We start from the raw sequence: 12,344 nt of genomic DNA, 5'->3' as shown, positions 1-12,344 counted from the left end.
ATTCAGGTGCCTTAAGCCGAAGCCGGAAGGTCAATGGTGACGCCCTTGCGGCGAATCTGTTCACGGAGATTGCCGGGCTCGACGGTGCCGTTGTCGTTCACGGCGACCGGCGCGATATAGGGACCGATGGCGCCAACGTCATCGGCTGTGGATTCAGCAAGCAGCGCACGCGCATCATCGGCAGTGCGCACGATGGCAGCCTCTGCGAGGTCGGTGGTCCAGCCTTTATGGGCATCGCGATAAATCACCACGCCGTCCCAGGTACGGTTGGCAGTCACCACCGACGGGCCGGTGATCTTGATTTTCTGTTGCAGCGGAGAGGTCATTCGGCAGCCACCAATAAATCTGAAACGAGCTTGTTGATCTGAGCGGCCCGCCACGGCGCGGAATGCGCCACGACATCGCCAATGATGAGAACCGCCGGACCGCCATCGATCTGGTCGACCAGCGCCGGGAGATCGTCGAGCACACCCACCGCCGCTTGCGCGTCCGGACGCGTCACGCGCGCAAACACGCCAACCGGCGTTTGTGGCGAGCGCCCGGCAGCGAGCAATCCAGCGCGGATCGTGGGGGCAGCGGTCATACCCATATAAACAACGACGGTCATCTTCTCGTCGGTGAGCGTCGACCAGTCGACCTTGTCGGCGTCCTTTTCCTTGTGCGCCGTCAGGAAGGTGATGCGCAGCGCTTCGCGGCGATAGGTCAGCGGCGCCTCGAACATAGCCGCAGCGCCAAGACCTGCGGTGATGCCGGGAATAACGGAGTAAGCAACACCCGCTTCGCGCAGCGCTTCGATCTCCTCGCCACCGCGCCCGAAAATGAAGGGATCACCGCCCTTCAAGCGCACGGCGCGTTGCCCAGCTTTCGCGGCTTCGATCAGCAATTTGTGGATCGCATCCTGACCGATACCGGGCTTGCCGACCCGGCGCCCCACGGGAATGCGCGATGCATCCCGGCGGATGCGGTCGAGCACTTCGGGGGACACCAGTTCGTCGTAAAATACAACGTCGGCGTCCTGCAGCGCGCGCAACGCCTTGATGGTCAGGAGATCCGGATCGCCCGGCCCTGCTCCCACCAGCGTGACGCGACCTTCGACAACGCCGGCCTGCGCTGCACCCGCATAGATCGAGAGATCGGCGATTTCCGTCAGCGCCTTCTCGGCCTCGGTACCGCGCCCCGCCAGCACCAGCGCGCCGATCGGACCATCGACGATGCGCTCCCAGAACCTGCGACGTAACGGAGCCTCCGCGATCTTGTCGTTGATCGGTTTGCGCCAGCGCCCGATGAAGCCGGCGAGATCGCCGATCCGCGCAGGCAGCATCGCCTCGATCTTTTCGCGCACACGCCGCGCCACCACCGGCGACGCACCGCCGGTTCCGACGGCGACGACCACATCGCCGCGATCGACGATGGCCGGAAAGATGAAAGTGGAGTGCGCGAGCTCATCCATCACATTGACGGGCACGCCGCTCGCTTTGGCGCGCGCAGCCACCGCATGGCCGAGTTCACCGGCGCCGGCGCAGAGCACCGCGGTGATCCCCGAAAAATCGGCGGTCACCGGATCGCCCTCGACATGTTCAATGCGCGCCACGCCATCGGTATCGAGCCCGGACGTGTCACGATTGCCGTCCGTTGCGTACCAGCGAATCCGCGCACCGGCCGCCAGCAGCAGCCTCAGCTTGGCGCGCACGAGTTCGCCCTGGCCGACAAGAATGATCGGCCCGGTCTGCAAATCGAGGAAGACAGGCAGAAACCGCATACATACTCCGCTGCCCCGAAATTCGGGGGTTGACTGGAATTATATTCTATATATCTCTCGATAACGAGGCGCAAAGAGAAGATTTTATCTTCTTCGAGGCGTTCTAACTATAGAATTTTTGTCCTCAAACACCAAGCGTCGTAGATGCTTCTTCTCAATAACGGTCGGCCGATGCAGGAGTTGCGCGAAATCGCACCCGTGCCCGCCCCCCGTTGCGCAGCAAATTCCGGACCGTTTGCCGGGCAAAACGCCGCAGCCGCCGTTCCCGGACATCCGATCGCTCTCACTCACAGGGGACTACACGTGAACCGTTTCATTATCGCTCTCGCCGCCGGACTCGGCATTCTCGCGACTGCACCCGCCCAGGCGCAGACGCCGAACACGCTGCTCAATGTCTCCTACGACATCTCGCGCGAGCTCTATGCCGAGATCAACGTTGCTTTCGCCAAGCAGTGGAAGGCCAAAACCGGCCAGGACGTCACCATCAACCAGTCGCACAACGGCTCGTCGCGCCAGGCGCGCTCGATCCTCGAAGGCCTCGAGGCCGATGTGGTGACCTTCAACCAGGTCACCGACGTGCAGGTACTGTATGATCGCGGCAAGCTCATTCCGGCCGATTGGGCCAAGCGGCTGCCGAATAATTCCTCGCCTTATTACTCGCTGCCGGCCTTCCTCGTGCGCGCCGGAAATCCAAAGGGGATCAAGGATTGGGACGATCTGGTGAAGCCGGGCGTGCAGGTGATTTTCCCGAATCCGAAGACCTCAGGCAATGCGCGCTACACCTATCTGGCCGCCTATGCCTTCGCGAAGAACAAGTATGGTGCCGACAAGGCTGACGACTTCATCAAGAAGCTGTTCGCCAATGTCCCGGTGTTCGACACCGGCGGCCGCGCCGCCACCACGACCTTCGTCGAGCGCGGCACCGGCGATGTGCTGATCACCTTCGAGGCCGAGACCTCGTCGATCCGCGACCTTGCGGGCAAGGACAAGTATGAAGTGGTGGTACCACCGACCAGCGTGCTCGCCGAATTCCCGGTGACCGTCGTCGACAAATATGCCGACAAGCACGGCACGAAGGCCCTCGCGACCGCCTATCTCGAATTCCTGTATTCGCCGGAAGGCCAGGACATCGAAGCCAAGGGCTATAACCGCGTCACCGACAAGACCGTGATGGCAAAATACAAAGACAAATTCCCGGAAGTGAAGCTGTACCGCGTCGAGGACGAATTCGGCGGTTGGGACAAGCTGAATGCCGAACACCTCAATCCCGGCGCGAAGCTGGACACGCTGTTCGGCGGGAAGTGAACCACAAATTCCGTCATGCCCGGGCTTGACCCGGGCATCCACGTCTTGGCTGCAAATGGACTAAAGACGTTGATGGCCGGGAACATCTAGCGAAGCGGCGCTTCGCGCTTTGCCCGGCCATGACATGGGAGAGGACGGGCGCCTGCATTAGACGACCTCGCCGCATTCCCTTTCCGCGCAAATCGTCTAAGAGAAGCCCCAACGGCTTCACACACGGACCTTCCCTTGCGACGTAGCGTCATTCCAGGTTTCGGGCTCTCGCTCGGCATTACGCTCCTCTATCTCGGAGCGATCGTGCTGTTGCCGCTCTGCGCGCTGATCCTGAAAGCCTCGGACGTCGGGCCTGCGCAATTGTGGGACATCCTGTCGTCACCGCGCACACTGTCGGCCATCCGCGTCACGGTGACGATGGCGCTGGCGGCCACCGCATTCAACGCCATCTACGGCCTGCTGCTCGCCTGGGTGCTGGCGCGCTATCAATTTCCCGGCAAGCGCATTCTCGACGCGCTGGTCGACGTGCCCTTCGCGCTGCCGACCGCCGTGGCCGGCCTCGCGCTGACGGCGCTGTTTTCCAAGAAAGGCTGGTTCGGCGCACCGCTCGATGCACTTGGCATCCAGGTCGCCTACGCACCGCTCGGCATCGCCATCGCGATGGCCTTTACCAGCATTCCCTTTGTGGTGCGCACAGTGCAGCCGGTGATCGAGGATCTCGGCTCCGATGTCGAGGAAGCCGGCCGCTCGCTCGGCGCCAATGATCTGCAGATTCTCTGGCGCGTAATCTTCCCGGCGATCTTTCCGGCGTTCCTCGCCGGCTGCTCGCTGTCCTTCGCACGCAGCCTCGGCGAATTCGGCGCGGTGATTTTCATCGCCGGCAACCAGCCGATGAAGACCGAGATCGTTGCCCTGCTGACCTATATTCGGCTCGAGGAATACAACTACCAGGCTGCCGCCGCGATTGCCGTGGTAATGCTGGCGATGGCTTTCGCCATGCTGATTGTCACCAACGCGGTGCAGGCCTGGAACCTGCGTTATCTCGGCCGGGGAGATGTGTGATGTCGCATCCGACGAGTGAACGCGCCCATACCGAATGGATGGTGACGCCCGTCGGTGCCGGCCCGGTGACGCGCCGCGTGGTACTTGGCATCGTCGCGATCCTCACATTGCTGTTCCTGATCGCACCGCTGGCTTTGATCTTCAGTTCAGCGCTGTCGCAAGGCATCGGCACGTTTTTCAACAGCCTCACCGAGCCCGGCACGCAGCATGCCATTCTGTTGACAGTCACCACCGCGCTGATTGCTGTGCCGATCAACATCGTGTTCGGCCTCGCCGCGGCGTGGACGGTGACCAAGTTCGTCTTCCCAGGCCGCACGCTCCTCATTTCGCTGATCGAACTGCCCTATTCTATCTCGCCGATCGTCGCCGGCGTCGCCTATATCTTCGTCTATGGCTCGCAGGGCCTGTTCGGCCCCCTGATCGAAGCCATGGGCATCAAGGTGATGTTCGCACTGCCGGCGATCGTGCTCGCCAGCATGTTCGTGACCGCGCCCTTCGTGGCGCGTGAGTTGATCCCGCTCATGCAGGTGCAGGGCACCGATGAGGAAGAGGCCGCCGTCACACTCGGCGCTTCCGGCTTTGCGACCTTCATGCGGGTCACGCTGCCGAATGTGCGCTGGGCGGTGCTCTATGGCGCGATCCTGTGCAATGCGCGCGTGATGGGCGAATTTGGCGCCGTCTCCGTTGTCTCCGGCAACATCCGCGGCCAGACCACGACGCTGCCGTTGCAGATCGAACTTCTGTATCAGGACTACAATGTCGCCGGCGCCTTCGCAGCGGCAACGGTGCTGACGGCCGTGGCACTGCTCACCATCGTGATCAAGGTGGCGCTGGAGCGGATCTCGCCAGATCACGCGCAGGCCCCGGCCCGGCCGCCCGGCCACTGATCCCTTTAGGGGACTTCTCACCGGGTAGCGTTTGGCGTTAAAAGGTCCCATGGGCGCCGCGGTTTGGCGCCGTTTATGCTTATACTCCCTGAAATTAGAGCAGAATTGCCGCTTCTCGCGAGAAAGACACCATGAAACGCATCGACGCCCACGGACTGCAGATCGCCCCCGTCCTGTTCGACTTCATCGCCAAGGAAGCCGCCCCCGGGACCGGCATCCAGCCGGATGCGTTCTGGTCCGGCGTCGCCGCTCTCATCAAGGACCTGGGCCCGAAGAACCGCGAACTGCTCAAGGTGCGCGATACGCTGCAGGCCAAGATCGATGCCTGGCATCTGGCCAATAAGGGCGCCTTCGACATGAACGCCTATACGGCGTTCCTCAAGGAAATCGGCTACCTCCTCCCGGAGCCTGCGACCAAGCAGGTCGAAACTGCCAATGTCGATATCGAGATCGGCCAGATCTGCGGCCCGCAGCTCGTGGTGCCGCTCACCAATGCGCGCTACGCGCTGAATGCCGCAAATGCGCGCTGGGGCAGTCTCTACGATGCCTTCTACGGCACCGATGCGATCCCGCACGATCCGTCTGAAGGTGGCAAAGGCTACAACAAAGCACGCGGCGACAAAGTCATCGCCAAGGCCAAAGCCTTCCTCGATCAGGCCGCGCCGCTCGCTACCGGCAGCCACACCGATGTCACGGCCTACAGCATCATTGCGGGGCAGCTCTCGGCCAAGCTCAAGAGCGGCAACCTCACCGCGCTGAAGAACGAATCCCAGCTCGCTGGCTATCTCGGCGAGCTCGCCACCCCGACCTCGATCCTGCTGGTCAATAACGGCCTGCATATCGAAGTGAAGATCGATCGAACCAACACCATTGGCAAGGACGACTCCGCTGGTGTTGCCGACATGATCATGGAGTCGGCCGTCTCGACCATTCTCGACATGGAAGACAGCGTCGCCACCGTCGACGCCGACGACAAGGTGCTGGTCTATCGCAACACGCTCGGCCTGATGAACGGCACACTCTCGGCCGATTTCGAAAAGGGCGGCAATACGCTGAAGCGCGCACTCAATGAAGACCGTGTCTACAAGACGATCGACGGCAAGAACCTGACCCTGCATGGCCGCAGCCTGATGCTGATGCGCAATGTCGGCCATCACATGTTTACGGATGCGGTGCTCGACAGCGCCGGCGAGGAAATCCCGGAAGGCCTGCTCGACGCAGCTGTTGCTGGCCTGATCGCGATCCACGATCTCAAGAGCAAAGGTCCGATCCGCAACAGCCGCACCGGCTCGGTCTATATCGTGAAGCCGAAGATGCACGGCCCCGATGAAGTGGCGCTGACCTGCGAAATCTTTGCGCACGTCGAGAAGCTGCTGTCGCTGCCCGAGAACACCATGAAGGTCGGCATCATGGATGAGGAACGCCGCACCACGGTGAACCTCAAGGCCTGTATCCAGAATGCATCCAAGCGCATCATGTTCATCAACACCGGCTTCCTCGACCGCACCGGCGACGAGATCCACACGTCGATGGAAGCGGGTCCGATGATCCGCAAGAACGACATGAAGGCGACGCCGTGGATCAAGGCTTATGAAGAGTGGAACGTGGATGTCGGCCTGATCGATGGCCTGCCGGGCCATGCCCAGATCGGCAAGGGCATGTGGGCCGCGCCCGACAAGATGGCGGACATGCTCACGCAGAAGCTCGGCCATCCGCAGGCCGGCGCCACCACCGCCTGGGTGCCCTCGCCCACCGCCGCGACGCTGCACGCGTTGCACTATCATCAGATCGATGTCGCCACGCGCCAGAAGGATCTCGCCAAGGGCGGGCCGCGCGGCAAGCTCACCGACATCCTCACCATTCCGGTGTCGCAGTCGAACTGGGCGCCGGATGATGTGAAGCAGGAGATCGACAACAACTGCCAGGGTATCCTCGGTTATGTCGTACGCTGGATCGACCAGGGCGTCGGCTGTTCCAAGGTGCCGGACATTCATGGCGTCGGCCTGATGGAAGATCGGGCCACGCTGCGCATCTCCGCCCAGCACCTTGCCAACTGGCTGCATCAGGGCGTCATTACCAGGGATCAGGTGATGGAATCGCTGAAGCGCATGGCTGTGGTGGTGGACGAGCAGAACAAGGGCGACGCGCTGTATCAGAATATGGCGCCCTCGTTCGACGGCGTCGCCTTCAAGGCCGCCTGCGACCTGATCTTCGAGGGACGCACACAGCCGAACGGCTATACTGAATACATCCTCACGGCGCGCCGCCGCGAAGCGAAGGCGCTGGCTTGATACACTCTCTGTCGTCATGGCCGGGACAAGCCCGGCCATGACGAATGAGAGAATGTCGATCGCATCGGCTGCAAGCAAAAAAGCCCCGGCAAACCGCCGGGGCTTTTTTGTTAGTTCATCTCGCTAGAAAACCGCGATGTACTTCAGCAACGAGATCACACCGAGAATGATCACGACGACGCGGCAAATCTGCTTCGCGCGGCCGTCAATCGGCAACAGATTGATCAAGTACAGAATGAGAATGACGACGAGAAAAGTGATCAAGACGCCGACGAGCATGTGCGTATCCCCCCAGACTCAATGGAAATGAATTGCAGCCCCGGCCATCGCCGCAGCTGCTCAACAGTGATCCAACGTGGGCGAGAGCATTGGGTTCCCGGACCGGAACAAAAGAACCTCGCCAAACTAGGCACGCAAGCTGGCTCTCAGGTCACCGACGATCACGTAGAATCCGCGCCACAGCGGAGTGCCGAACCCGTGCGGAGAAGCAGAACCGATCAATCGCCGGGCATCGTCCTTCGCCGTGCCGCAAGAACGCTTACGCACCAACCACCTAAAGTAGCCGCATTCAAACCTATTTCATGATACGTGTGCAATCGGAAATATTTACCATTTGAAGCCTTACTAAATCAAATATTTGGGGGATTCATGATGTTCAATCGATTGACCGTTTCCGCATTGCTTCAATCTGTCATCGTGGTCATGGCGCTCTGCGTGGTCGCCGTTCTGGCAACGACAGCCTGGGGCTCCTACGGGCGGCTACGTTCAGCCAGCCGCATCTCGGTAATTGCGGACGCCTCCGCGAATGCCTTCAAGGCGATGCATAATCTGCGCACTGACCGTGCATCGACGAACCGGAACCTGAACAACGAGACAGTCATTCAGCCGGACGGAGAAAAATATCTCCGCTCCATTCGCGATTCCGAGATGCCGGCGATGCGAGCAGCGGCTGACCTCATTGCCACCATCGAATTCGCCGATCAAAAGACGCTGCACCCGACGCTGGTCCAGCTGGTCAACAAGCTGACCGCTCTGCAAACCGAGTCCTGGGACGCGATGAGCAAGCCGAAGGCGTCGCGCCGCGCAGCCCTCGGCAAGGAGTATATGGAGACCACGCAGGCGCTGCTTGAAACACTGGAGAAAGTGTCGGCCCAGCTCGCCGCTGCGGTGAACCACAACGATCCCATGATCGATCAATTACTGTCGATCAAACAGGCAGCCTGGCTGTTGCGCAACACCGCCGGCGAAGGATCCCTTCTCGTCGCGAACGGCCTTGCTGTCGGGCGCGCTACACCTGAGAATAAGCTCGCCTACACCAAGTTTGTTGGCGGCATCGATGCCGCCTGGAATGCGCTGGAATTGTCTGCGTCTGGAATGCAGCTGCCGCCCAACCTGGCTGCAACCATGGCTGCTGCAAAGGTGGCTTATTTCGACCCGCAATATATGGCCCTTCGTGACCGCGTCATGAACGCGCTGGTGAGCGGCGAAAAGCCCGAAATCACCGCGAGCGAATGGACTCCAATCACCGTTGATCGCATGGCCAGTGCAGTTACAGTCGCCGAACGAGCGCTGAATGAAGCCAAAAGCCACACCTTGACGCAGTGGACTGCCGCGCAGCACGCGTTGATCCTGCAACTGGCGCTGCTCGCAGCCGCGCTCGGCATAGCATTCGGCAGCATGGTTGCCGTCACCCGCCGCGTCATCACCCCGCTGCACACCATTCGCGATGCGATGCTGAAAGTCGCCGCAGGCGATCTCGTCGTCGATGCCGGCTATTCCGAACGGAAAGACGAAATCGGCGCGCTCGCCGGCGCTCTGGAGACCTTCAAGCAACAGGCCAAGGAGAAAGCACAGATCGAACAGCAGGAGCGCAATCGCAACGCCGACGCGACCCAGCGGCAGCAGGCCATCGAACAGCACATCGGGACCTTCGAGGTCCAGATGCGCGATGCGCTCAACGCGCTCGGCAACGCGTCCGATCAGATGAACACCACATCGGATGGCATGGCGGTCGTGTCCAGCCAGACCAATGCCCGCGTGCAGGTCGCCGCAAAAGCTTCGGGCGAAGCCTCCCTGAACGTGCAGAATGTCGCCTCGGCCGCCGAACAGCTGAGCTCGTCGATCAACGATATCAGCCGGCAGGCCGCGCACGCCGCGGGAATCGCCAGTCGCGCCGTCAATCAGGCGCAGGAAACCGACGGCACCGTCCAAGGCCTCGCCAAGACCGCCAACCGGATCGGCGAGGTGGTCGGGTTGATCAACGATATCGCCTCGCAGACCAACCTGCTAGCGCTCAACGCCACTATCGAAGCCGCGCGCGCTGGCGAGGCCGGACGCGGCTTTGCGGTCGTCGCGTCGGAAGTGAAGTCACTGGCCAGCCAGACCGCCAAGGCAACCGACGATATTTCCGAGCAGATCGCAGATATCCAGAAGGTCGCCAATGAGGCCATCGAGGCAATCAAGTCGATCGGCGGCATCATCGGCGAAGTCAATGAAGTAGCAACCGCCATCGCCGCAGCCGTCGAAGAACAGGGAGCCGCGACACAAGAGATCACCCGAAGTACGCAGCAGGCCGCCGATGGCACCCGCAATGTGTCGGACAACATCGCTGGTGTGAGCGCCGATGCGGACGCCGCTGGCGCTGCCGCGCAGGATGTGAAGGTAGCCTCGGAAACGCTAGCCACGCAGACGCGCCAGCTCGGCACTCAGGTGACGGACTTCCTCGGCAAGATCCGGGCTGCCTAGGCAGGCCTCATCAGTCACGTCATCGAGCCCTGACAAGTATCAAAAGCCCCGGCATTGTCGGGGCTTTTTTTGTTGAAGCAGCGCCGGGCACGACAATCTTCTACCTTAAGTGGCGATATTAGAAAAGAATTTATCAGAACGAGCATGAGCGTGAATATTTACCAATTGCAGCCTTAAATACCAAAATATTTTTTGGGGGATTCATTGTGCTTCATCGATTGACCGTTTCCGCATTGCTCAAGTCCGTGATCGCCATCATGGCGGTCTGTGTCGTCACATTCCTCGTTCTCAGCGCGTGGGAATCATATGGGCGCCTCAACGTCGCGGGGCGCATGTCGACGATCGCCGAGGCATCCGGCCATGTGTTCAAGGCAATGCACAATCTGCGCACCGACCGGTCCACGACGTTCCGCACGTTGAACGCCGATGTCGTGATCCAGCCCGATACCGAGGCCTATCTGCGCCGTATCCGCGGCGCTGAAATGCCGGCAATGAAAGCAGCAGGAGAATTGCTGGTCACCGCCGACTTCCCCGGCAAGGCAACGCTGGTGCCCGAGTTTAACCGGCTGATGCAGGCCTTGATCGCGCTGCAGACAGAATCCTGGGACCAGATGAGCAAGCCGAAGGCCTCGCGCCGCGCCGGCCTTGCCAAGGAATTCCAGGACAATGTCGATTCCGTTCTGGCCATGCTTGAAAAAGTCTCGTCAGCCCTCACCGCCGCCGTAACCCACAACGATCCGGTGATCGATCAATTGCTGTCGATCAAGCAGATGGCCTGGCTGATGCGCAACACATCGGGCGACGCCTCCGTCATTGTGTCGAACGCGCTCGCGGTCAACAAGATCTCGCCGGAGCTGCAGCGAAGCTATGTGAAGCTGACGGGCGGCATCGAAACTGGATGGAATGCGCTGGACATCGCATCGTCGGGAACTGAACTGCCGCAAGGTCTCATCACGGCCCTTGCCGCAGCGAAAGCATCCTATTTCGATCCTCAATACTTGGCACTGCGCGACCGCCTGATTCAGGCTGTCGCAACCGGCGAGAAGCCCGAAATGCCGGCGACGGCCTGGACACCGCTCACCGTCGACAAGATGAGCACAGCCGTGGTCGTAGCCGAACGCGCGCTGGACGAGGCCAAGAACCACAGCCTTGTGCAGTGGTCTGCTGCGCAACGCTCATTGATCCTGCAACTGGTGCTACTGGGGGCCGCCATCATGCTCGTCGTTGGCGCCATAGTCACTATCACGCGCCGTGTCACCACGCCGCTGCTCACCATCCGCGACGCGATGCTGAAAGTGGCGGGCGGCGATCTCACCGTCGATGCCGGCTATGCCGATCGCCAGGATGAAATCGGCGGGCTGGCCGGTGCGCTGGAGACCTTCAAAAAGCAGGCGATGGAAAAAGCCGAGATCGAGGCGCAGGAACGCCATCGCAATGCCAATGCGAGCCAGCGCCAGCAGGCCGTCGAGCAGTATATCGGCATGTTCGAGATCCAGATGCGCGACACGCTGGGCGCCCTTGGCAGCGCCTCTGACCAAATGAATACGACATCTGACGGCATGGCCACTGTGTCCAGCCAGACCAATGCCCGCGTGCAAGATGCTGCGCGCGCCTCCGGCGAAGCCTCAGCGAATGTGCAGAACGTTGCCGCTGCGGCGGAGGAGCTGAGTGCCTCGATCAACGACATCAGCCGCCAAGCATCGCATGCGGCCGGCATCGCCAGCCGCGCCGTCAGCCAGGCACAGCAGACCGACAATACCGTTCAGGGCCTCGCCCAGACAGCGAACCGGATCGGCGAAGTCGTCGGGCTGATCAACGACATCGCCTCGCAGACCAACCTGCTAGCACTCAATGCCACCATCGAAGCTGCGCGCGCCGGCGATGCCGGACGGGGCTTTGCGGTCGTTGCGTCCGAAGTGAAGTCGCTGGCCAGCCAGACGGCCAAGGCGACCGAGGATATTTCCGAACAGATCGCGGATATCCAGAAGGTCGCCAATGAGGCCATCGAAGCCATCAAGTCGATCGGCGGCATTATCGGCGAAGTGAATGAAGTCGCCACCGCGATTGCGGCTGCGGTCGAAGAACAGGGCGCGGCGACGCAGGAAATCACCCGCAGCACCCAGCAGGCGGCCGATGGCACCCGCAACGTGTCGGACAATATCAGCGGAGTCAGTGCCGACGCCGACGCAGCCGGTGCAGCCGCTCAGGATGTGAAGGTGGCATCAGAGACCCTGGCGACGCAGACACGCCAGCTCGGTACTCAGGTAACGGACTTCCTCGGGAAGATCCGCGCGGCTTAAGCGC

General features: G+C 61.3%; 9 protein-coding genes. 6 read left to right on the top strand and 3 right to left on the bottom strand.

Annotation, left to right across the window (positions count from 1 at the left end):
* Positions 1–11: 11 nt before the first annotated feature.
* Positions 12–326 (bottom strand): DUF2849 domain-containing protein, encoded by a 315-nt coding sequence (locus tag AB7951_RS05460; protein ID WP_089265421.1) that lies wholly within the window; start codon positions 324–326, stop codon positions 12–14.
* Positions 323–1,759, bottom strand: coding sequence for a siroheme synthase CysG (gene cysG, locus AB7951_RS05455; protein WP_120291741.1), 1,437 nt, complete (start codon positions 1,757–1,759; stop codon positions 323–325). Before cysG ends, AB7951_RS05460 begins: the two co-directional genes overlap by 4 nt.
* 303 nt (positions 1,760–2,062) lie before the next feature.
* Here cysG and cysP point away from each other — a divergent pair, with 303 nt between their 5' ends.
* From cysP to AB7951_RS05435, 4 genes are all read left to right on the top strand, one after another.
* The gene (gene cysP, locus AB7951_RS05450) at positions 2,063–3,064 is read left to right on the top strand and encodes a thiosulfate ABC transporter substrate-binding protein CysP (RefSeq protein ID WP_068735095.1); all 1,002 of its coding nucleotides are present in this window, start codon (positions 2,063–2,065) and stop codon (positions 3,062–3,064) included.
* A gap of 225 nt (positions 3,065–3,289) precedes the next feature.
* A complete protein-coding gene (gene cysT, locus AB7951_RS05445; protein WP_120291743.1) occupies positions 3,290–4,117 on the top strand; it encodes a sulfate ABC transporter permease subunit CysT in 828 nt (275 codons plus the stop codon).
* Complete coding sequence (gene cysW, locus AB7951_RS05440; RefSeq protein ID WP_093756819.1) at positions 4,117–5,004, top strand: sulfate ABC transporter permease subunit CysW; 888 nt, start codon at positions 4,117–4,119, stop codon at positions 5,002–5,004. Before cysT ends, cysW begins: the two co-directional genes overlap by 1 nt.
* Before the next feature lie 131 nt (positions 5,005–5,135).
* Positions 5,136–7,295, top strand: coding sequence for a malate synthase G (locus AB7951_RS05435; RefSeq protein ID WP_120291745.1), 2,160 nt, complete (start codon positions 5,136–5,138; stop codon positions 7,293–7,295).
* Positions 7,296–7,418: 123 nt separating this feature from the next.
* Here AB7951_RS05435 and AB7951_RS05430 read toward each other — a convergent pair whose 3' ends face one another.
* Complete coding sequence (locus AB7951_RS05430) at positions 7,419–7,574, bottom strand: Thivi_2564 family membrane protein (RefSeq protein WP_086937086.1); 156 nt, start codon at positions 7,572–7,574, stop codon at positions 7,419–7,421.
* A gap of 372 nt (positions 7,575–7,946) precedes the next feature.
* On the opposite strand from AB7951_RS05430, the gene AB7951_RS05425 reads away from it, so the two are divergent.
* Both AB7951_RS05425 and AB7951_RS05420 read left to right on the top strand, forming a co-directional pair.
* A complete protein-coding gene (locus AB7951_RS05425) occupies positions 7,947–10,040 on the top strand; it encodes a methyl-accepting chemotaxis protein (RefSeq protein WP_120291923.1) in 2,094 nt (697 codons plus the stop codon).
* 206 nt (positions 10,041–10,246) lie between these two features.
* Positions 10,247–12,340, top strand: a complete 2,094-nt coding sequence (locus tag AB7951_RS05420) for a methyl-accepting chemotaxis protein (protein ID WP_120291747.1) — start codon at positions 10,247–10,249, stop codon at positions 12,338–12,340.
* The last annotated feature ends 4 nt before the right edge of the window (positions 12,341–12,344 follow it).

It is taken from the genome of Tardiphaga sp. 285_C5_N1_2 (genome assembly GCF_052076065.1).
GTDB classification, from domain to species: domain Bacteria; phylum Pseudomonadota; class Alphaproteobacteria; order Rhizobiales; family Xanthobacteraceae; genus Tardiphaga; species Tardiphaga robiniae.
Note: the sequence above shows the minus strand (reverse complement) of the source record. Positions and strands in the feature narration are given on the sequence as shown.